This is a genomic window from Lysinibacter sp. HNR, assembly GCF_029760935.1.
In the GTDB taxonomy this organism is placed as follows: domain Bacteria; phylum Actinomycetota; class Actinomycetes; order Actinomycetales; family Microbacteriaceae; genus HNR.
Genome location: NZ_CP121684.1, coordinates 968,831 through 989,010, shown reverse-complemented (window position 1 = coordinate 989,010; position 20,180 = coordinate 968,831). Strand labels below are relative to the sequence as shown.

At 55.9% G+C, this 20,180-nt stretch carries 19 protein-coding genes; 6 read left to right on the top strand and 13 right to left on the bottom strand.

Annotated elements, in window-relative coordinates:
* Nucleotides 1-2 precede the first annotated feature (2 nt).
* Nucleotides 3-590 (top strand): 5-formyltetrahydrofolate cyclo-ligase, encoded by a 588-nt coding sequence (locus FrondiHNR_RS04255; protein ID WP_279354010.1) that lies wholly within the window; start codon nucleotides 3-5, stop codon nucleotides 588-590.
* Nucleotides 591-643: 53 nt separating this feature from the next.
* Complete coding sequence (locus FrondiHNR_RS04250; protein ID WP_279354009.1) at nucleotides 644-973, top strand: FmdB family zinc ribbon protein; 330 nt, start codon at nucleotides 644-646, stop codon at nucleotides 971-973.
* Between the two features lie 42 nt (nucleotides 974-1,015).
* On the opposite strand, the gene FrondiHNR_RS04245 is transcribed toward FrondiHNR_RS04250, so the two are convergent.
* Together FrondiHNR_RS04245 and FrondiHNR_RS04240 are read right to left on the bottom strand one after the other, a co-directional pair.
* Complete coding sequence (locus FrondiHNR_RS04245; RefSeq protein WP_279354008.1) at nucleotides 1,016-1,225, bottom strand: hypothetical protein; 210 nt, start codon at nucleotides 1,223-1,225, stop codon at nucleotides 1,016-1,018.
* A 6-nt stretch (nucleotides 1,226-1,231) separates the two neighbouring features.
* The gene (locus FrondiHNR_RS04240; RefSeq protein ID WP_347567126.1) at nucleotides 1,232-5,113 is read right to left on the bottom strand and encodes an AAA family ATPase; all 3,882 of its coding nucleotides are present in this window, start codon (nucleotides 5,111-5,113) and stop codon (nucleotides 1,232-1,234) included.
* A 110-nt stretch (nucleotides 5,114-5,223) separates the two neighbouring features.
* Here FrondiHNR_RS04240 and FrondiHNR_RS04235 point away from each other — a divergent pair, with 110 nt between their 5' ends.
* Nucleotides 5,224-5,517, top strand: a complete 294-nt coding sequence (locus tag FrondiHNR_RS04235) for an LPXTG cell wall anchor domain-containing protein (RefSeq protein WP_279354007.1) — start codon at nucleotides 5,224-5,226, stop codon at nucleotides 5,515-5,517.
* Nucleotides 5,518-5,520: 3 nt separating this feature from the next.
* Here FrondiHNR_RS04235 and FrondiHNR_RS04230 read toward each other — a convergent pair whose 3' ends face one another.
* Nucleotides 5,521-6,615, bottom strand: coding sequence for a glycerate kinase (locus FrondiHNR_RS04230; RefSeq protein ID WP_347567125.1), 1,095 nt, complete (start codon nucleotides 6,613-6,615; stop codon nucleotides 5,521-5,523).
* 50 nt (nucleotides 6,616-6,665) lie between these two features.
* A complete protein-coding gene (locus tag FrondiHNR_RS04225) occupies nucleotides 6,666-8,180 on the bottom strand; it encodes a PAS domain-containing sensor histidine kinase (protein ID WP_279354006.1) in 1,515 nt (504 codons plus the stop codon).
* 203 nt (nucleotides 8,181-8,383) lie between these two features.
* Here FrondiHNR_RS04225 and FrondiHNR_RS04220 point away from each other — a divergent pair, with 203 nt between their 5' ends.
* Complete coding sequence (locus tag FrondiHNR_RS04220) at nucleotides 8,384-8,932, top strand: Rv3235 family protein (RefSeq protein ID WP_279354005.1); 549 nt, start codon at nucleotides 8,384-8,386, stop codon at nucleotides 8,930-8,932.
* 115 nt (nucleotides 8,933-9,047) lie between these two features.
* Here FrondiHNR_RS04220 and rlmB read toward each other — a convergent pair whose 3' ends face one another.
* The 4 genes from rlmB to FrondiHNR_RS04200 form a co-directional block, all read right to left on the bottom strand.
* Nucleotides 9,048-10,055: a 23S rRNA (guanosine(2251)-2'-O)-methyltransferase RlmB gene (gene rlmB / locus FrondiHNR_RS04215; RefSeq protein ID WP_279354004.1), complete on the bottom strand. Its 1,008-nt coding sequence runs from the start codon at nucleotides 10,053-10,055 to the stop codon at nucleotides 9,048-9,050.
* Nucleotides 10,048-11,496, bottom strand: coding sequence for a cysteine--tRNA ligase (cysS, locus tag FrondiHNR_RS04210; protein ID WP_279354003.1), 1,449 nt, complete (start codon nucleotides 11,494-11,496; stop codon nucleotides 10,048-10,050). Before cysS ends, rlmB begins: the two co-directional genes overlap by 8 nt.
* 91 nt (nucleotides 11,497-11,587) lie before the next feature.
* Nucleotides 11,588-12,805 carry a 2-C-methyl-D-erythritol 4-phosphate cytidylyltransferase gene (gene ispD / locus FrondiHNR_RS04205; RefSeq protein WP_279354002.1) on the bottom strand — a complete coding sequence of 406 codons (1,218 nt, stop codon included), beginning with the start codon at nucleotides 12,803-12,805 and terminating at the stop codon, nucleotides 11,588-11,590.
* A gap of 42 nt (nucleotides 12,806-12,847) precedes the next feature.
* Nucleotides 12,848-13,330 (bottom strand): CarD family transcriptional regulator, encoded by a 483-nt coding sequence (locus FrondiHNR_RS04200; protein WP_279354001.1) that lies wholly within the window; start codon nucleotides 13,328-13,330, stop codon nucleotides 12,848-12,850.
* Between the two features lie 178 nt (nucleotides 13,331-13,508).
* On the opposite strand from FrondiHNR_RS04200, the gene FrondiHNR_RS04195 reads away from it, so the two are divergent.
* Nucleotides 13,509-14,054, top strand: coding sequence for a hypothetical protein (locus FrondiHNR_RS04195; RefSeq protein ID WP_279354000.1), 546 nt, complete (start codon nucleotides 13,509-13,511; stop codon nucleotides 14,052-14,054).
* A 22-nt stretch (nucleotides 14,055-14,076) separates the two neighbouring features.
* On the opposite strand, the gene FrondiHNR_RS04190 is transcribed toward FrondiHNR_RS04195, so the two are convergent.
* Entirely contained in the window at nucleotides 14,077-14,760 is a 684-nt protein-coding gene (locus FrondiHNR_RS04190) for a response regulator transcription factor (protein WP_279353999.1), read from the bottom strand.
* Between the two features lie 32 nt (nucleotides 14,761-14,792).
* Nucleotides 14,793-16,202 carry an ATP-binding protein gene (locus FrondiHNR_RS04185; RefSeq protein ID WP_279353998.1) on the bottom strand — a complete coding sequence of 470 codons (1,410 nt, stop codon included), beginning with the start codon at nucleotides 16,200-16,202 and terminating at the stop codon, nucleotides 14,793-14,795.
* A gap of 169 nt (nucleotides 16,203-16,371) precedes the next feature.
* Here FrondiHNR_RS04185 and phoU point away from each other — a divergent pair, with 169 nt between their 5' ends.
* Nucleotides 16,372-17,013, top strand: a complete 642-nt coding sequence (phoU, locus tag FrondiHNR_RS04180) for a phosphate signaling complex protein PhoU (RefSeq protein ID WP_279353997.1) — start codon at nucleotides 16,372-16,374, stop codon at nucleotides 17,011-17,013.
* Between the two features lie 59 nt (nucleotides 17,014-17,072).
* On the opposite strand, the gene FrondiHNR_RS04175 is transcribed toward phoU, so the two are convergent.
* The 3 genes from FrondiHNR_RS04175 to FrondiHNR_RS04165 form a co-directional block, all read right to left on the bottom strand.
* Nucleotides 17,073-17,819: a phosphoglyceromutase gene (locus tag FrondiHNR_RS04175; RefSeq protein WP_279353996.1), complete on the bottom strand. Its 747-nt coding sequence runs from the start codon at nucleotides 17,817-17,819 to the stop codon at nucleotides 17,073-17,075.
* Nucleotides 17,820-17,962: 143 nt separating this feature from the next.
* Nucleotides 17,963-18,910 (bottom strand): alpha/beta hydrolase fold domain-containing protein, encoded by a 948-nt coding sequence (locus tag FrondiHNR_RS04170; protein WP_279353995.1) that lies wholly within the window; start codon nucleotides 18,908-18,910, stop codon nucleotides 17,963-17,965.
* 112 nt (nucleotides 18,911-19,022) lie between these two features.
* Nucleotides 19,023-20,180 (bottom strand): FUSC family protein, encoded by a 1,158-nt coding sequence (locus FrondiHNR_RS04165; protein ID WP_279353994.1) that lies wholly within the window; start codon nucleotides 20,178-20,180, stop codon nucleotides 19,023-19,025.

The window sequence follows — 20,180 nt, the reverse complement described above, 5'->3', positions numbered from 1 at the left end:
CTATGAGCCAAGACGTGGATAGACAGAAAAAGGCACTACGCGCGGAGATTCGTGAGCGCCGACGCAGCGCTCCCTCCACAATCATCGACGAGGCAACAGAGGGTCTCACTGCCCAGCTCATCGCCCTGGTAGAAAAACTCGGAGCCCGCTCTATCTCCTGCTACCTACCCAGCAATTTCGAACCAAACACCCGCCCCTTTCTCACCTGGGCACACGAACACAATATTCGCTCTCTTTTTCCCATCTCCAGGGAAGACGGACTGCTCGACTGGGTGGTGGGCGACGGCTCCACAGAAACCGAGGGACTCTTCGGCGTCCCAGAGGCCGTTGGTGAGGTGTTGAGTCCACTCGCGGTCAACGACGTTGATCTTATGCTGATTCCCGCCTGTGCGGTGGACGACCAGGGAATGCGAGTGGGGTGGGGACGAGGCTATTTTGATAAGACACTGGGCTCAATGGGCCAGCGCCCTCCCGTCTACGCTGTTATCTTCGACAGCGAGTTTCTAGACAGCGTCCCACAAGATTTACACGACCAGCCTGTCAGCGGTGTGGTAACTCCTACTAAAACCGTTCAACTCCCCCAGGGATAGTCCCCTCCACATCAACGTTTTATTTTAAGCACACAATAAGGATCACTTCACCCATGCCAACCTACTCTTATCGCTGCACCGAATGTGGACACAGCTTTGATATCTACCAAGAGTTTTCCGATGCCTCCCTCACGGTATGTCCCCAGTGCGGCGGCAAGCTTCGCAAAGTTTTTAACTCCATCGGCGTGACCTTCAACGGGTCGGGATTTTACCGCACAGACTCTCGCACCGGAGGCAGCACGCCATCACAGCCGAAAACGGGCGAAGGCAAGAAACAGGCGTCTGAATCAACACCATCGGGCTCCTCAGGGGGCAGCGGTTCTTCTTCCAACTCCTCGGGAACCGCACAGTCCACATCAGGTTCTTCATCACCAAGCGCCTAGTGTGCGGCAGCCAGGGACGGACGGGAGTTCTAAAATGCCGAGCTACCCCCAGTGGGGTGGTTTGTTAAGCCTCAGCTCACCATCGTTACCCTCGTCACGATCGCCCCACGACTGATCGTTATCCTCACTGGCCCGCACCACGGGCGCACCTTTCTGAGGGGTAAGATCGGTTCCCTCGGGAGCCGGGCGGTTTACCCTACGTGAAGGCCTGCGAACCCGCTCAGAGCCGCTTTTCCCGCTCTGAGCGTTCATCCGCACCTATCCAGCACTCCGTGAGGCTGCCTCCACCGCAGGTTTTGCCGCGGGCGATGACGATGAGTGATACCCGACAACATTTGCAATCCGAAGCGCCACGGAATCAGGATCGCTAAACAGGTCAAAGCTATGCACCCGAAGGTAGTGCCAACCCAGTCGACGCAAAACAGCGGGCCGCAATCGAAGCGCCTCTCGCAGGCTAGAGTTCACCAGGGGGAAATCAATCTCAACGGCGATGGCTTTACCACCGTAGGAGGCCACCAACGGAAGATTTGCACGATAGTCAAGAACCACGGTGAGTCCGAGCGCGCGCAAACGATCGGCCAGATCTACCAGCATGGGATCTTTCTCTCCGGGCAAGGACGGAGAGTCTTCTGAGGGCGAAGCCGCTGCCAAAACCTCAGCCAACGCAGCAACCCCGTACAGTCGGCGACTCTGATCAAGGTCGTCAGGGTGGAAGCACGACACGATTGTTAATGCCCGACGAGCACGCGTCATCGCAACCGCGAGCAACCGTTCCCCACCCGGACGGGTAAGCGAACCAAAGTTGGACAGCACTCGCCCGTGCGGTGTACGCCCATAGCCCACCGAGAAAATAACTCGATCACGGCTCTGGGCGCTCGCCTGTTCAAGGGTCATAACAGCAAAAGGTTCTGAGCGATCCCCCAGCAGAAAATCAGCCAGCTCCGAGCGCCCCGAAAAAGCGCTGAGAACCGCCTGGTGAACCCGGACAGCATGGCGCGCACTCGCGGTAACGACCATGAGGGATTCCCGCGGATATTGAGTGGCATGCTCCAACACCAGGGCCACCACCCGCTCGACTTCCGCGTCTGTGCTCTCAACCGCACCCGTTACCGCGTCGGGAAGACCGTGCCCACCCCGAACAAAATCATAGGTAAGGCTGTTGTGACCCAGAAAACTTCCCGCCCAGGGCAAAGATATAATTTGCCCGCCATAGAATCGAGAGTTGACAAGCTCACTCAGATCTTCGCCTCCGGCACGATAGCTGCGGGTAAGTTTGTAACCGGGCAAAAGCTCCGACAACACGGAGAGCGCGGACTGCGCGTGCAGTTCATCAACCGCCTGATCCACAGCGGGCTCGCCTCCCTCTCCGGGGGAGGTCACCGCAATCTTAAAGGCCGAGGGAGTCTGGGTTATGGGGTCACCAAACGCCACAACTTGCCGAGCACGGCGAATAGCTCCCACCGTTTCCACAAATGTGTTAGCGCCCGCATCCACCAGAAGAACCGCATCAAATTTCAATTCCTCGGGAAGCGTCGACACCTCGTAGGGGCTCATCAGCCAAATGGGACCAAGCAGATCCATGAGGTGTGGAGCCGAGCGAATGAGGTGCTCCGGCGTGGCACGATCAGCCTTAAGCAAGGCCCGTAGCGAGTGCGCCTCCTGTGGATAATCAATCAGGGCGATCTTCCACGCCGCGGCACGTTGCGCCGACATTATCTGTCCATTAGCGGAGGCGTGAGCATCATCAACCAGCTTAAAATCAGCCTCTAGCCTGTCCAGCACCGTGGTATTTGCGCTCAGCAAAGCCTTATCTGTCTGCAGCATCCGTTCCAACGCCGACTGCCACCAAGCCTGCTCCAGCTCGGTTGCAACCTTGTCAACAGGGACGTGGCGTGCCGATAGATCCTCCAGTAGCGGTGCCATGTGTGCCCGGTTTAACCGTTCAAGGAGAGTTGTACGCTCCTGAATGTTCTGAAGAACCTCAGACTCATCCGCCAGGCCGCTAATGCTTCTGGATAGGTCTTCGATACTCTGATCTTTCAGCGCCCTATCGGTTCCCACATTGCCCAAGACCTCGTCAAGATGGGCACAGTTTTCGTAGACCGATTGGTAGCTCACCAAAACATCAGAAATACCGACGGGAACTTCGGGGCGAGTGCCAGCAATCGAGGTGTACCTCTGCCAGAGCACTCGCTGCTGCTGGATATGACGCAGGCGCTCCAGCATATCGGTGATGTTCACCCCTGGCCGCACGTATTCACGAGCCAGGCGACGCAGGCGACGGCGATTAGCGGGTAACATCTCGTCGGCTCCCCCGCGTGTGGCATGGGCGGCAATAAGCTCTGACAGCGAACGATCATAAACTTCGGGGGTGAAACGATCAAGCGTCTCGCGAATCCCCATAAGCAATCGCAAATATGTTCCCAACTCGGCGAGGGTCTGGAACGGCCGCATCGATGTCTGCTCGATCAGCGTGCGCGCCAGGCTCATGAGCCGCGGAAGCTCATTTTCATGCAGCACCTGGGCCGTACGGTGAGCCCGCTTGGCATCTTCCGTGGCGGTAAATGTTACCCCGTACCAGGGAGAATCGTCCGGTCCGTACTGGAACTGACCAAGAGTTGCGGCCTCAACAAGGTCCCTCGCTATATCATCTCTTCCGGTTGACAGCGATTCCAACGCAACACTGTCAAGGCGTGCCGTTGTGGATGGTGGGTCATCGCTCATTGCGAGTCGCGTGAGTTCACGAACCGCCTGAATCGGCGATACGCCCAAGCTCGGCTCAACCCTCTCGAGCGCTCCCTGATAATCCAGAATTACCCGCCGCAGGCGGGCGAGAGCGTCATCGATATCTCCCATCTGCGGGGACTCCACGCTCTCGTTGCGATTAATAGATTCCACAAGATTACGACGAAGGGTGCGAGGACTCATGGCCAGGCCCCTCAGCCCCGTTCGTGAGAGGCGATGGCTGATTCCGTCAAGCGTTGCTCGGCGTGAGGACACGATGAGAACCCGGCGATTACGAGCGATCAAAGCCCCCGCCGCGTTCACTACGGTTTGGGTTCCCCCGGTACCCGGCAAGGTTTGCACCACTATGGAGTGCCCCGCCTCAATCTGGCTGATTACCTCATCTTGCTCGCTGTCGGTGTCAAGAAGTAAGCGATCGGTCTCGGGGCTTCTGTCGTTGGGAGAGACCACGGGTACCGGCTCAAACGACTCCGCGATCTGACGACGCGCATACTCACTACCGGCCACAGCGTTAAGAACGGGGTGGTCAAGGTTACGGGCATCGGCAAGCATACCGTGCGAAACCTCTTTAAAGGAGGAAACAATCAGTCGAGGCTGAACCACAAAGTCTGCAATGTGTGAGGTCATCGCCCGGAGACGATCAATAACTGGCTGGGGCTTAAAAACGCCAGATTCCAGAGACAGCGCAACAAAGCTATCCACATCAATGTGCATTCCAAATTGATGTTGAAGAATGCGCGCCAGTGCAGGGTTAAAAAATGGAGAAGACTTAAGTTTCAATTCGAAATCACGACCGTAGCGACGCATTGCCAGGGGCCGCATCAAAACGGGCGCGGTAAAGTCTTCTCCCTCAAACCGCCATTTGGTAAGGCCAATGCCCAGGTGAGTGGTTTCGAGTCCCCGCACACTGCGCATTTCGAGAGCTTTGTCGGTGATCTCACCCGCAGCAAGGCGCGCGTTTCGCAGTGCCAGATCGTCACGAATCAGGCTTGAGAGAAGAATCTTTTGCCCGGTAATAAACTGTGGAAGACCCCCGGGATGGGTGGTAGAAAGCTCAAGGCGTGTACGCGGAGAATCCTCAAAGTGGAGCAGCGGCGATTGTCCACCCACTCGAGCTAGCTCCTCCCGCCACTTTCTGTGTTCTTCAGCAAAATGGTCAACGGCAAGCAGGTGTGGCTCGCCCTCCTGTCCCGGCATGGGAGACTCAACAGGCTGAGGATCGACAGCTGTCGCATGAGAAGAGATCGTAGAAGCGCCTAGGTTCTCGGAGCTGTGTGAGGCATTACCATGAGGTTCGTGCAACCCGGCAGAAGCGAGCCCTCCAGAGTCTCCCTCACGGGTTAGACTCTCCGGCCTGTTTACATCCGGCCTACGCCGTCTCTCTACACTCCACACACCGCCACCCTACGCGGATAACATCAAAAAGTGTTGTATCTACACGCGGTTTGTCCACATGAGTCACCGTTTTCTCGCTCGATGTCAGCTCTCACTGTTACAGTGTGAGCATGTTTCTTTACGCCGACAACGTTTCTCTGTTCACGCTCCGGCCTGATTATGCCGCCGGCAACACCCTTCCACAGACAGGACAGAGCATTGCCCTTTTTATCATTATCGCGGTTGCCGTACTGCTCGTAGGGGCTTTGTTGGTTGTAGCGGGGCGTCTCCGGCGCCGCAAAGATAACTCATCGACGAACTCGCCCCACGAGGATACGCCGTCATCCGCGGATAACCTCCCCGGCGAGCAGACCCCACCACCAGCTGATCAAACCCCACCAGACACTGCTGATCCTCGCTCGTAAGACTTATTGATCAGCAAATTTTGCCAACTGCTGCCCCGCTTTTTGGAGCCAGTACTCGGGTGCTTCCATTGCCAAGGCACTTGATCCTGCAAGCTGGGTGAGCGATACAGCATGGTTAAAATCCCTCGATTCCGCATCGATGAGACCCGCTACAAGAGCGGTGGAGACACCGAGTCGGTCGGCGATTCCCTGCACGTGTGTGGCCACTTTTCCATCCGATGATTGGTTATCGAATTTTCCTTCGCCGGTGATCACCCAATCGGCATCCGCAAGTGTCGAGGCAAGCCCAATCGCCTCCGCAATAAAAGCGGCGCCAGAGACAAGCTGTGCACCCCAGAGGGCAAGGCCGTACCCGGCTCCGCCCGCGGCTCCACTCCCGGGTTGCTGAGCATCTCCACCCGTAACACGTGCAAAATGAATAAGAGATTCCTCCATCGCCCGAAGCTCCTCCGTTTGGGCACCCTTTTGGGGCCCAAAAACCGCGACCGTGCCCAGCGGGCCGAGAAGAGGGTTTGTCACGTCGGTGAGCACGGTTACCCCCTCTCGAGGTAGCGGGTGCAGAGCGGATAGGTCTACGGCAACAATCGCTGCAACTCCCCGATTACCCGGCATAATCTCCTGGCCTCCAGCGTCTAAGAACCGCGCCCCCAGGGCGCTCAGGATGCCCACGCCTCCGTCCGAGGACGAGCTACCGCCCAGGGCAACAACAATCCGTGAGACTCCACCGTCGAGGGCCGCCCCTATCGCCTCGCCACACCCTATCGTATGAGCATCCCGCGGCAGAGGAGTACTCAACAGGGTGAGACCTGAGGTTCTTGAAAGTTCGACGACACCCGTGTCCCCAGCTTCTGAGCGAACAAGAAGCCACGAGGTATCCACCGCCTGCCCGTCCGGCCCGTGCACCACAATCGGCATAAATTGGGAGTCCTCATGCGCAGACCGAACGGCTTCAAGGGTGCCTTCACCACCGTCTGCCATCGGAGCAAGAACAAGCTCATCCTGTTCCCGAACACAAGACCATCCCCGAGCAAGCTCCTGTGCGGCTCGAAGCGCATTGATGCTCCCTTTGAAAGAGTCCGGCGCAAAAACAACCTTCACGATTCCTCCCGAACAACTTTTACTGTGTGAGCATCCGCCATTTATTCTTATCAGGCGTCGACGCGGCCGGTCTCCTCAGCGGCTTTTAACCAGCGCAACGGAATCTCAATGGTAACCTCCGTACCGGAACCAACACTGGTGTGCCAATCAATTGTTCCACCCAACTCGCCCTGAATCAGGGTTCGCACAATCTGCGTGCCCAGGCCGGTTCCCACGTGGCCTTCCGGGAGCCCCAGGCCGGTATCAATGACCGCAACACACAGTTTGTCCTCATTGCGAAGCGCGCGAATGGTAACGCTTCCTTCCTGCCCCGCAAGGCCATGCTCAACCGCATTGGTCACAAGCTCGGTCAACGCTAGGGCAAGCGGTGTTGCATATTCACTCGGCAAAACCCCAAATTCACCTTCTTTTTTGGGATGCGCGGTGGTGTTGTGTGTGCTCGCAACCTCTGCCACAAGCATCAGGACTCTATCAAATACCTCGTCAAAATCTACGTTCTGTGATATTCCAATAGCAAGGGTGTCATGGACTACAGCAATCGCAGCAACCCGTCGCATGGCCTGCCCCAGAGCCTCCTGGGCCTCATCGGAGCGGGCTCGGCGTGCTTGAATACGCAAGAGAGACGCAACCGTTTGAAGATTATTCTTCACACGGTGATGAATCTCCCTGATCGTGGCATCTTTTGTTATCAACTCTTGTTCCTGATGGCGCAACTCTGACACGTCACGTGTGAGAACAAGCGCCCCCGTCCGCACACCATCAGCCTTCACCGGAATGGCTCGGATCGAGAGGGTCACACCCCCGGATTCAACATCGGTGCGCCAGGGGGCTCTCCCCGTCACAACAACGGGCAACGATTCGTCGACCGTGTGTGATCCCGATACCAGGGCGGTGGTAATCTCGGCGAGAGACTCACCCTCAAGCTCATCAACAAAACCCATTCGGTTAAAAGCCGAGAGAGAGTTAGGACTCGCAAACGTCACAACGCCGTCGACATCAAGCCGCAGAAGACCGTCCGATGCGCGTGGCGCTCCCCGCCGTGGCCCGGTAGGGGCTCCCCAATCGGGAAAATCACCAACCGCAATCATCTGGAAAATATCGTTTGCACTGCGAGTAAAAGCCGCTTCGAGTCTGGAAGGGGTGCGAGTATCGCTCAGGTTTGTGTGTGCGGTGATCACCGCGATGGGAGATGCCGGACCTTCCGAGTTCCCGCGGAAACTGCGGGTCACCGGGATAGCGCGCACCTTCATCGGCATCTCTTCAAACCAGGCGGGCGAGGCAGACTCAATAATCTTTCCTGTTAAGTAGGCTTCACCAACCTGTTCCTGCCACTCAGCCCGAACCATCGAGGTCACAACATCACGATAGAAAAGCGTGGCCGCGCTTGAGGGTCGAGCATGGGCAACCGCGATAAAACTCTTGTTGTTTGTGGGTGCCCAAAACACAACATCGGCAAAGGCCAGATCAGCTAAAAGCTGCCCGTCCCTCACGAGGGAGTGAAGCCACTCAATATCTCCCTCTTGACTTGAACCGTGTTGGCTAATGAGATCGCTGAGTGTAGACACACCATCAGCCTAACGGTCTCGTTCGACCGAGACAGCAAGGCATTCCGAGGACAGAGCATTTGTCCACAGGGCTTTTTTGTACTGTACAGAGATTAATCAGATCGCGTAAGTTACAAGGACTCTCGGCAGGAGCTTCCTGCCTACACGGCCACACACGGTGACCGATCGAGTGTTATGTTGTTACCCCCCGAAAGAAGGCCCCAATGATACCCGCCACACAGATCGTGCAGGATCAGCGTTCAATATCCCCGGCACAGAGCACCAACCAGCTCTGCTCAATCTCCGCCCCCACCCAGCAGAACCCACCCGAGATATCGTCAACGCCTCCGCCGGCACCCACGAGTATTCCTCGGTCACCTATACACAAGAGAACAGGCTCAAAGGCGATGATTGTTCGACCCGTTGAAGCCGCTCTCCCCGACCCCACTCCGATTCTTCGCAACCTTGCCCTGGGAAGCGTAGAAATTATTGCTGGTTCCCGAGACATTGAAACCATTGCGCGGTGGGCATCAGCCTCGGTGATCACAGTAATTCGACGCCGCCAGATTCTCAGTATGCAAAAATATCAGGCCTTGGGGACAATCCCCTCCAGAATCCCGCTAGCGTGTGGAAAGATCCACTACTCCAGTCCCGCACAGGGCGTTATAGAGGCAGTCGTGCTCATACACTCCCGAGCAAGAACACGGTCGGTTGCGATTCGGTTAGAACTGATAGAAACGAGGTGGCGAGCAACCGTCCTAGCCGTCCTCTAATTCGGACATGTCTTGGTGCCGCAACGGTTGTATACGGCTGCGGCACCGAGAACACACGCATATCTCAGTCCAGATACCGCGCAAAGGAGAATCGCAGGCTCAGCTTCCTCGCTTTCTAAGAAGCCGGGATTTCCCCGCGCTGCCGTGCAATCTCGTACAGCGCTACACTGGCGGCTACCCCGGCATTGAGCGACTCTGTTACGGATGAAATAGGGATAGAAAGAATCACATCACAGGTCTCGCTCACTAGGCGCGACAGCCCTTTTCCCTCGCTCCCGATAACAACCACAAGAGGGCCGGTTGCCAGTTCGAAACCTGGAAGCGATACCTCACCCTCGCCGTCTAGCCCCACAACAAAAATCCCACGCTCTTTATAAGCCTTAAGCGTCTGCGTGAGGTTTGATGCCATAGAAACAGGAATACGCGCTGCCGCACCGGCCGAAGTTTTCCACGCGGAGGCGGTCACACCCACAGAACGCCGCTGCGGAACAATAACGCCCTGCCCACCAAAAGCCGCGGTGGATCGAATGATCGCACCCAGGTTGCGCGGGTCGGTTACACCGTCAATTGCGATAAAAAGCGGTGTTCTCTTCGAGCTGAGAACCTTATCCACCATCTCAAGGGGATGAGCATACTGATACGGAGGCACCTTGAGCACCACACCCTGATGCACCGTATCGACGCTGCACATACGATCTAGCTCGGGCCGCATAACCTCGAGCACGGGGATACCACGGCGAACAGCAATCTTGGTGATCTCACGAACACGATCATCCGTTTCGATCCTCATTGCGATGTAGAGGGCTGTGGCGGGCAGCCGCGTGCGAAGCGCCTCAAGCACTGCGTTACGACCCGTGACAAGCTCGCCGTCATCCTCTTTTCGACGCTTGTTACCGCGTGAGGTTGCAGAATCAACCGTTTTTCTCTGCGTTTTCTTGCTACCACCCGCGGCCAGATAGCGTTCGCGTGCCAGTTTAGCCTTACCAGCGGGGTGATAGGGGCGATCCTCCGCTTTGGGAGTTGGCTTTCGCCCCTCCAGCGCCTGACGTCCCTGACCGCCGGAGCCAACAGTAGCTCCCCTACTTTTTTTACGGACTGCACCCGCGCGGGGTTTCTTAACCATTAAGACTCCAGTGTGAACCGTTTGCATTTTTGTCAATAGATGTGTCTTTGAGCGTGATTCCGGCACGCTTAAGCGTGTCTCTTATACGATCACTTGTCTCATAGTCACGGTTTTCTCGCGCCCGCTGACGCTCAACCAGAAGGTGTTCAACCAGTGTTTCTAGCGCAGCTATCGCGGATGAATCATCCGCACTAGACCAGTGCTCCGAGAGCGGATTAATACCGAGAACGTTAACAATAGCCCACACACCCGTGAAGAAGCCGGTTGCCTTGTCTTTCTTACCGGTGTCAAGGGCAGTATTGCCCGCTCGAACGGTCTCATGCAACACAGCAAGCGCCTGTGGGAGCGCAAAGTCATCAAGCATAGCCGCGCCAAAAGCCTCCGGCGCCCGAGCCCTGTCAAGCTGTTCCTCAGATAGACCACCCACCTCCTGTTGCCAGCGACGGAGGAAAGCCTCAATGCGGTTAAGCGCTGCCTCGGCCTCTGCCAAAGATTCCGGGGTGTAGTCAAGGCTCGAACGATAATGAGCAGATCCTAGAAAATATCGAATGGCTAGGGGGCGCGCCTGCAACAGCAGATCATCAGCAAAGACTGAGTTACCCAGTGATTTAGACATCTTCTGTCCGTTCACGTTCACCAAACCGTTGTGAATCCAATGGGTAGCAAAATGGTCACCCGCAGCACGCGATTGTGCAAGCTCGTTTTCGTGGTGCGGAAAACGCAGGTCTAACCCTCCCCCGTGAATATCAAAGGCCGAGCCGAGATAGCGGGTTGACATCGCTGAGCACTCAATATGCCACCCTGGGCGCCCCCTGCCCCACGGGGATTCCCACGCCGCGGACTCCGGCTCCTGGGCCTTGTGCGCCTTCCACAATGCAAAATCATGCGGATTACGTTTTCCACGCGGATCCGAGTCTGCCGCAGGTTCCATCTTGTTGATGTCCTGATGGGTCAACTCCCCATAAGGTTCCCAGGACCCAGTATCAAAATACACGTTGGCACTACCATCGTCGGCAGGATACGCATGGCCTCGCTCGATGATCCGTATGATGAGATCAATCATCTGCTGAATGTTTGCGGTCGCCCGCGGCTCATAGGTGGGTGGTTGAATACCCAGGGCGTCATACGCCGAGTTAAACTGGCGCTCAATTCGATAGGCCAGCGCCCACCATTCCTCGCACGACCCTTTTAACTTGGCCACCGCCGCGTTATCCAGAATCTTATCTTCGATATCCGTCACGTTACGCACCAGCGTCACGTCTAGACCCCGATAGCTGAACCAGCGGCGCATCTGATCGTACACAAGCGCACTTCGGAGATGTCCGATATGCGGGGCTGATTGCACGGTTGGGCCACAGACGTACATTCCTACCTTGCCCACCTCACGGGGTGAGAAGTCAACAAGCTGTTGGGTTTTTGAATCGTAGAGTCGCTGGGTCACTCTATAAGCCTACTTGTGTGTTCTGCCCGTGTTACAAGAAACGCAGATAGAACCCTGCAGAATCCCCTCAAATACGTTGCCCAGCGAAATGCTACCCGTCCACGACCGCAATAAGAGCCGTAGCGATCGCGCACAGCCCCTCACCGCGTCCGGTAAATCCCAGGCCGTCGGTGGTGGTTGCAGAAAGCGACACCGGAGCACCAATGCTCTCGCTCAAAACCCGTTCAGCCTCGAGCCGACGCGGGCTAACCTTAGGTCGGACACCGATGAGTTGAACCGCCACATTACGGATGATAAACCCCTCTTGTGTAAGCAAGCGCGCTGTCTCCTTGAGGAAAACCTCGCCGTGTGCTCCCTGAAATTTCTCCTCTTCGGTCCCGAAAAGACCCCCGATATCCCCGAGCCCTGCGGCCGAGAGAAGGGCATCGACTATCGCATGGGCAACCACATCGCCGTCGCTGTGCCCCGCTAGGCCAGATTCCTCCGGCCAGTAGAGACCCGCTAACCATAGCTCTTCACCGGGATCAAAACGGTGAACATCGGTTCCTGTTCCCACCCGCATCAGGGATCCTCCCATCGATTTTTCTAACCATGACGCCACCCTTTCCAGGTCTGGTGGTGTGGTAATTTTCAAAGATTTCTGATCACCGGTAACGCTCCGTATCTCATGTCCCGCAGCACGCATTACCGAGGCATCATCGCTAAATTCCCGGCCCTCCACAGCGTTATACGCCGCAACAAGCTGCGTCCGCGCAAAACCCTGAGGGGTCTGTATATGAACCACTGTAGAGCGGTCAACGATGTCCCCCAACACGCCTTCTTTGCCCACTGAGTTGAGGGTGTCCACCACGGGGAGAACGGGGACCGCCCCGACCGCGCCGGAAGAGATTGCACTCACAACACGATCAAAAACCTCAGGGGGTGTTGCCGCCCGGGCCGCATCGTGAACCATAACGGTATCAATCTCTGGGATCAAAGACGCCAACCCAGCCCGCACCGACTCGGTTCGGTTTACACCTCCCGCAACAACCGCCACGGATACCGGTGGTGTCTGAGGACGCACCCTCGTGATACTACGCAGGGCTTCTTCAACGGAAAAGCTCTGCTCACCGTCGGGCGTTACTACAATAATCTGCGCCACACGGGCTGATTGCGCAACGGCGCTGAGGCTCCACTCGAGAATGGTTCGCCCCGCAAGCGGCACAAATGCCTTGGGGATTCCAAGCCCTAAACGAGTGCCGCTTCCTGCTGCCACCAGAATAACGGCGACTCGAGGAAGTGAAGCATCACGGGCAGAAGGTCGTTTCACTGAAGCTACAGGCACTCATAGAATCGCGGATAGCTGCGATGCCTAAGACGCCAGTACCTCATCAAGCACAAGCGAAGCCGCCTCTTCATCGGTTTTCTCAGCAAGAGCAAGCTCTGAAATCAGAATCTGACGAGCCTTCGCAAGCATACGCTTCTCTCCCGCGGAGAGGCCACGATCTTGATCACGACGCCACAGATCCCGAACGACCTCGGACACCTTGATCACGTCACCGGAGGCAAGTTTCTCTAGGTTGGCCTTATAGCGGCGTGACCAGTTGGTGGGTTCCTCCGTAAAAGGAGTGCGGAGAACCTCAAAGACCTCGTTAAGACCGTCTTTGTCAATGACGTCACGAACACCAACCATCTCAACATTCTCTACCGGAACGGTGATCTCTAAATCACCCTGGCTGACCTCAAGCTTGAGGAATACCTTTTCGACACCATCAATGGTGCGATTTTTTACCTCAACGATCTTCGCGGCGCCGTGGTGGGGGTAAACGACCGTCTCGCCAACCTCAAATTGCATAGAATATAACTCCCTCGCTCAGCTATCTAGGATACCACACTCCTCTGATAACATTTAGGTTTACCTAACCTGTTTCCCAGTACATCCGTGGTTACACTAGAGTTATCTATCGTTATTACGCTGCCTTTGGGCGGATACAATTAGCGCACAACTCATACTTATTCAACGGAGGGTCCACGTGAAGACTCGCATCGTTTCACCTATTGTCCTAGCTGCCGCTGTTGCCATTGGCGTAAGCGGCTGCAACTTCATCAGCCCGCAGGCAACCACCTACAGGTACGACGCGAGCGACGGGGTCAGCGGAAACACCGGCTCGCTCGCGATTCGCAACGCAATATTCATCGCGGGAGAAGACGAAGGTGTTTTCAATCTCATATTCAGTGTCGTCAACACCTCAGATAGGGATGAGAAGCTCAACGTACAGCTGGAGTTCGAGGGTGAAAAATTCAACCGCTCCACCACGTTAGCCCCGGGACTCACCCGCCTCGGCGGCCCCGACGAGGAGAAGATCGTATTTGAGGGTGTTGACCTTGCGCTCGGTTCGATCGCCCTCACCTACTTCCAAACCGGAGACGAGTCGGGAACCCAGCTCAATGTGCCGGTCCTCGACGGCGAGCTACAAGATTATAAGCCGTTTGTCCTGCCCGAGGGGTTTGTTCCAGACGAGAACCTCGGCGGAACCCCCACGGAGGCACCCGAGACAAACCCCGCCCCAACAAACTAGGGCATACGCTCTACCCTGCCTCCTACTTCTCGAAGCGATAGCCCACACCACGCACAGTCTGGAGCAGACGAGGCCGAGACGGTTCTTCCTCAATTCGTGATCGGATTCGCTTGATATGCACATCAAGCGTTTTTGTATCACCGTAATAGTCGCTTCCCCACACCCTGTCTATGAGTTGGCTCCTCGTGAGCACCCGCCCGGCGTTACGCATCAAAACCTCGAGAAGTTCAAACTCCCGCAGGGGAGTCGCTATCTCCTGCCCCCGTACCGTAATGGTATGACGATTGGTATCCAAGACGATGTCTTGCACCGCTAGGACAGCGTCGCTATCGTCCTCCTGTAGGTCTGAAAAGCGCCGCAGCGCAGCCCGGATTCGTGCCAGTAGTTCGCGCGAAGAGTAGGGTTTTGTGACGTAATCGTCCGCGCCCAGTTCTAGCCCAACAACAATATCAACCTCGGCGTCTTTGGCAGTCAACATAATAATCGGCACCCTGGAAAACGTTCGGAGCCTACGGCACACTTCGGTACCCGAGATACCGGGCAGCATCAGATCCAGGAGAACCAGATCAGGATTCATAGTGGGAAACGCCGCGAGCGCGGAGGGGCCGTCCTGCACAATATCCACCTCGTACCCCTCCTTACGCAAGAGATAACCGAGGGGTTCTGAAATAGAATCTTCATCTTCAACCAGCAGGATACGGGTCATAGTTTTCTCTCCGATAGCGTATTTGTCTCAGCTTATTTCTTAGGATTGGCGATGTGAGTCGCGTGTTTTGCTTGTGCCTTCTTTTTCTTGGAAGACTTTGCGGCTTTCTTTGCCGCTTTATCTTCCTGCTTAGTTCCGGCCTTCTTCTTTTTCTTTTGCGGAGCACTCTTCTGAGGCCTCGGAAGTTCCCAGACAGAACCAGCTTGCAATCCGACAGTGCCCTGAGCCTCCTCCCTCTTCACCGCGGTGGCATCCTCCTCAGTGCTACCCAGGGGATCCCGGAGCGGAAGAACAATCGTGAAGGTTGAGCCTGCACCGGGGCGCGACCACACCCTGACCAATCCGCCGTGTCCTTGAACCGTGTTCTTGACAATACTGAGCCCCAAACCGGTACCGCCCGTCTGTCGGGAACGGGCGGGATCAACTCGATAGAAGCGCTCAAATATTCGATCAGCATCTTCCGCAGGTATCCCTACTCCCTGATCGGTAATCGCAATCTCTACCATGGAGTCAACCACTGTAACCCCCACCCCGACCCGGGAGCCATCATCGGAATATTTGATCGCATTTCCCACGAGGTTAGAGAGCGCTGTCACAAGCGCTTTCTCATCTCCCGCGACAAAGATATTCTTTGATGCCGCCGTTACCAGGGTAATATTGCGCTGTTCGATAACGTTCTGATGCTCCTCCACTGCCGATTTAAGAAGCTCCCGAACCTCAACAAAACCGCTCAGGGCTGATGGCACAAGCTGCTGCGCAGCAGACAACTGGATGATGTTTGATACCAGGTTGACAAGCCGGTCACTCTCCGCTCCCAGCCTCTTGGCAAATCGGATCACCGCCTCAGGGTCGTCGGCTGCCTCCTGTATAGCCTCAACCAAAAGCGCCACCGCGCTGACGGGCGTCTTCAGCTCATGACTCACGTTGGCAATAAAATCTCGACGCACCGACTCAAGTCTCCAGGCTTCTCCCCTGTCCTCGACCACGATGAATACAAACCGTGGCCCGAGAGGGGTTCCCTGCAACCAGAGATTGTGACCTGAAATCTCGGGCGAGTTTCCGGGTGGGTAAACCCCATCCTCTCGCCCCGGACGATCCGCAGAGGCAAATTCGTCCCTCAGCTCAACCCTCACGGTTTCACCGGAGTCTAAAACAGAGGCCGCCACACGTTGCAAAGCACCGTTTCGCAGCAATTCTTCACCAATAAGCTCGCTATCCTGAGCAACACTATTGGTATAGATAATGTTCAGAGAGGAATCCAGTATGACAGCAAAGGAGTCAATCGCCTCAACAACATCGGCGACCTCCGTGGGAACTGTGGGATGATGTGCGTCACGAGTCTGTCTTCCTCGCCGGGCTGCCATCACTCCGACGATGGTAACGCTAACACCCGCTACCAGTCCCAGAGCAAGAGATAGTAGAACCAGCAAAACGGATTCCATGTTTACAAGCGTAGTGACTCAATCTGATCTCTGCCCAGCATTTATGGTTACAAGGGTGAGAAATTCATCCACTATTGGGAAAGTTGGAACCAGCCGTTAACCTTATAAGCGAATAATGGCAAAGGGTCATGTACTTTTTTACCCACAACATCAGAAAGGCACCAGCGCGATGCGTGAAGTTTTCCAGCAAGAATTACGCGAGGTTCAAACCCGGCTTGTTGAAATCTCCGAGCTTGTAGAACTTGCAATTCAACGCGGAACTCAAGCCTTTCAAACCTCAGAAGTCTCGCTGGCAGAGGCCGTTATTGAGGATGAGCAGCAAATCGATGCCCTCACCACGGACCTCGACGAACTAGCCATCACAATCCTTGCCCGGCAACAGCCCGTCGCTAAAGATCTAAGAATCATTGTCAGCGCATTGCGCATCAGCTCGTCACTCTCACGCATGGGCGAACTAGCCGAGCATATTGCACAGCTCGCCCGTTATAGGTTCCCGGAGAGTGTTATCCCCAAGGGTCTCGGTAAAACCTTTCGGGAAATGGGTGACCTTGATGTGCAGATGGCGGCACAGGTGACAGAACTACTTAAAACCGAAGACATCCACCTCATCGACAGCATTCGCAACACGGATGATCGTGTTGATGAGTTGCACGCCAAAGTTTTTGAAAAGGTACTCAGCGATACTTTTAAAGGCGAAGTCACCAACGTGGTTGACGCCACCCTGGCCAGTCGCTACCACGAACGGTTTGCAGACCACGCTGTTTCAGTAGCAAAGAAGGTGCAGTACCTGGCAACGGGCGAATACAGCTAAGTTTAGTTTCATTGTGAAGGCGTGCCCCTCCCGATACAAAAGAGGGGCACACACCAAAACTACTTGCCCTGAGCAGCAACTGCGGCGGCACCGGCTGCGGCGGCCTCGGGGTCAAGGTATTCCCCCGGGCCAAGAGGCTCAAAGTCTTGGTTAAGCTTATAAACCAGCGGAACACCCGTGGGAATGTTCAAGCCCGCGATATCCTCGTCGGAAATACCATCCAGGTGCTTCACAAGCGCCCGCAACGAATTTCCGTGGGCGGTAACCAAAACGGTCTTACCAGCAGAAAGATCACTCTTAATATCGGACTCCCAATAGGGCAGCATCCGGTCAATCACGTCTTTGAGACACTCCGTGCGGGGAACATCATTTCCTAAATCGGCATAGCGTTCGTCTCCCACCTGGGACCACTCACTATTATCGTCAAGGGGTGGGGGTGGAGTATCAAAAGACCGGCGCCAAATCATGAACTGTTCCTCACCATACTCTGCCAGTGTTTGAGCTTTGTCTTTACCCTGTAGGGCACCATAGTGACGCTCGTTCAGTCGCCAGGAGCGCTTGACGGGAATCCAGAGACGATCGGCCGAGTCCAATGCAATGTTTGCGGTTTGAATAGCCCGGCTCAGCAGCGACGTATAGAGAACATCGGGAAGTATCCCGGAGGCTGCAAGCAGGGAACCAGCACGCGCCGCCTCTTCACGCCCCCGCTCGGTGAGCTTTACGTCTACCCAGCCGGTAAAAAGATTTTTTTGGTTCCAGTCACTCGTACCGTGACGAAGTAAAACAAGGGTGAGTGGTTCAGTCATGTCTTTAAGTTTACTTGAACAGACGTAAAAACGCGTGTGCACTCAGGGAGCACAAACAATAATGACAAAATGCATGGCTACAAGTAAGGATAGTGTTGTCCACCGACCGCATCAGAGCTCACCCACGGCATCATTTCTCAACCTTAAACGGCCTGCTCTGCTTGTACAACAGGCATAGAAACGGTGTCCTGACGACGCGAAAGCCGCACTATGGTGCGGGCGGCGTGTCGCACCGCTTTCTTCGATTCTGGAGTTGTGCTCGCAGCAAAAAAATTATGAAATCCCGTTGGGTAGATTCGAAGCTCAACGTCTCCACCAATCGCGGCCATTTTCCGGGTGAAATCAAAAGTGTCCGCCAAGAGGATGTCACGCCCGCCCTGATACACGAAAACGGGAGGCAGGCTTTCAAGCGAGTCGAAGAGAGGACTCAGCAGCGGGTCTCTGGTCGAGAGGCCACCGGCCCACAGCGTTCCCGCCGCAGACAGTGCGGGGGCGCTCAGGAGGTGGTCGAATCTTGTGAGTTCGTCGATGGAGGGGTTTTTCATCTCAATATCAAGCCATGGACTAAAGACGATAACTCCGTTGGGAGTGGGAACACCCGAGTCTCGATAGCGGATGGCCTGTCCGATCGCCAAGCCTCCCCCAGCAGAGTCTCCCGCAAGAATTACCAGACCACCCAGCGCAACCCGGCACACCGTAGCGTATACCTCATCAAGCATCTCGTAAGCTTCTCGTACACTGTGATCCGGCGCAAGACCGTAGAGGGGAACCGTTATGGTGGCTCGTGTCTGTAGAACCAGGTCGGTGATAAGACCCCAGTGATAATCGGCAATGGGCATCACATAGGCACCGCCGTGAGTGTAGATCACGTGTGTTCCGTTTGCATTTTTACGCGGGGTGAGGGTTACCACGGGAAATCCTCTCACCTCGCGGTGCTCCACGAAACACAATTTCGCGAGCTTCTCGGGAACCGCGGCTGCCTCACGGGGATTGCCAAGATACCGCGCAAGCGATTCCACGCTGCTGAGCGGCTTGAGACGGGCAGGAGTCAACCTCAGCCCAATTCTGCTGAGAAACATCGAAAAAGACATCTAGCACTCCCTCCTCCCCGTTATTAGTCCTCGTTAAAGTGCGAAAAACCTGTAGCTATTCTACGGCTAACGGATACCGCAGTGATTATTAAAACCTCGTTCAGATCAGAAATTATTCCAGATGGGATAAGAATTTTCGTGTGTCCACAGGACTAAGACCCGCAGCACGAAACAGATCGGCCAGAAGCGGCCGTAGCGAGAGAACAATCGCCCAGTCTCTCAGGGAATCGTCCGCCTCTGCCCCCTTCGGATCCAGCCGCGGTGCCAAAAGCCCCAGGTTCTCGCAGGCCGCACGCCTGAGGGTGCGATCCTCAATGCTCTGCCCCAGCAGAGAGACACCGGCAGAGAGAGACACGACCAGCTGCGCAAGCTCCGGACGTGCAACACCGTCTTCAAGACTAGACACACTGCGCCTAGTCACAACCCTCAGATTTCGCGTGGCCAGATCCATATAGTTGTGCATGGTGACCAGATCGACAATTTCTGCCGCATGCCGCCGAGCAAACGGTGAAATCTTTGCCAAGGATTGTGCAGAATCAAGCGCTTCGGCCCACTGGTCGATGATCCGCTGCGTTCCTCGAAGCCGATTCAACGCACGTTCCGCTTGAGAGGGATCCCCCAGGTTCAGTGCCGCGGAAAGGGAGGACAGAGCGGTGTTCCACTCCGCAAACAAACGCTGGGCAGCCCGCTTGGGAGCGCGGCGTGCGTCACGCGGGATCAGCGCGGTAAAGAGAAGCGCAACAACTCCCGCTACCAGGCCGTCAAGGCTCCGAGTAAACGGGCCGCCATCGGGCGCGGGCAGCACCTGTACAAGCGCCGCCTGAATCGCAGCGACAACGGCAAACCCCTGAGAGGCAGAAAAGAACCTCCCCGCCAGAAGCACCACGATGAGAACCAGGGTAAGCTGCCACAGCCCCACCCCAAAAAGCAATAGCGATATCTCGGAGAGGGCTATTCCCATCACCATGCCCAGCGCAGTTTCCAACACCATCCGGGGCCTGGCATCTCTTTGAAGACCCAGGGTGGAGATGGTCACGATGAGGGCGACAACGGGATACGGATGACCGAACACCCAAACCGCGATCAGATAGGACACGATGGAGGCAGCGGTAATTTGCAAGATAGGTAAGCTTGACTCGCTCACGCGCACCGACGCACGTCGCAGGTCAAAGCGCCTTCGTGATCGAAAAGCCTGCCTCACACGAACCACACGCTGATTATCACGCTGTGCGAAATCTATCTCCCGCGCAGAATCTCTTCCTGAGCTCAT

Coding starts and splice junctions, on each gene's coding strand:
- FrondiHNR_RS04255 (WP_279354010.1), top strand. CDS start 3: ATGAGCCAAGACGTGGATAGACAGAAAAAGGCACTACGCGCGGAGATT.
- FrondiHNR_RS04250 (WP_279354009.1), top strand. CDS start 644: ATGCCAACCTACTCTTATCGCTGCACCGAATGTGGACACAGCTTTGAT.
- FrondiHNR_RS04245 (WP_279354008.1), bottom strand. CDS start 1,225: ATGAACGCTCAGAGCGGGAAAAGCGGCTCTGAGCGGGTTCGCAGGCCT.
- FrondiHNR_RS04235 (WP_279354007.1), top strand. CDS start 5,224: ATGTTTCTTTACGCCGACAACGTTTCTCTGTTCACGCTCCGGCCTGAT.
- FrondiHNR_RS04220 (WP_279354005.1), top strand. CDS start 8,384: ATGATACCCGCCACACAGATCGTGCAGGATCAGCGTTCAATATCCCCG.
- rlmB (WP_279354004.1), bottom strand. CDS start 10,055: ATGGTTAAGAAACCCCGCGCGGGTGCAGTCCGTAAAAAAAGTAGGGGA.
- FrondiHNR_RS04200 (WP_279354001.1), bottom strand. CDS start 13,330: ATGCAATTTGAGGTTGGCGAGACGGTCGTTTACCCCCACCACGGCGCC.
- FrondiHNR_RS04190 (WP_279353999.1), bottom strand. CDS start 14,760: ATGACCCGTATCCTGCTGGTTGAAGATGAAGATTCTATTTCAGAACCC.
- FrondiHNR_RS04185 (WP_279353998.1), bottom strand. CDS start 16,202: ATGGAATCCGTTTTGCTGGTTCTACTATCTCTTGCTCTGGGACTGGTA.
- phoU (WP_279353997.1), top strand. CDS start 16,372: ATGCGTGAAGTTTTCCAGCAAGAATTACGCGAGGTTCAAACCCGGCTT.
- FrondiHNR_RS04175 (WP_279353996.1), bottom strand. CDS start 17,819: ATGACTGAACCACTCACCCTTGTTTTACTTCGTCACGGTACGAGTGAC.
- FrondiHNR_RS04170 (WP_279353995.1), bottom strand. CDS start 18,910: ATGTCTTTTTCGATGTTTCTCAGCAGAATTGGGCTGAGGTTGACTCCT.
- FrondiHNR_RS04165 (WP_279353994.1), bottom strand. CDS start 20,180: ATGAGCTCAGGAAGAGATTCTGCGCGGGAGATAGATTTCGCACAGCGT.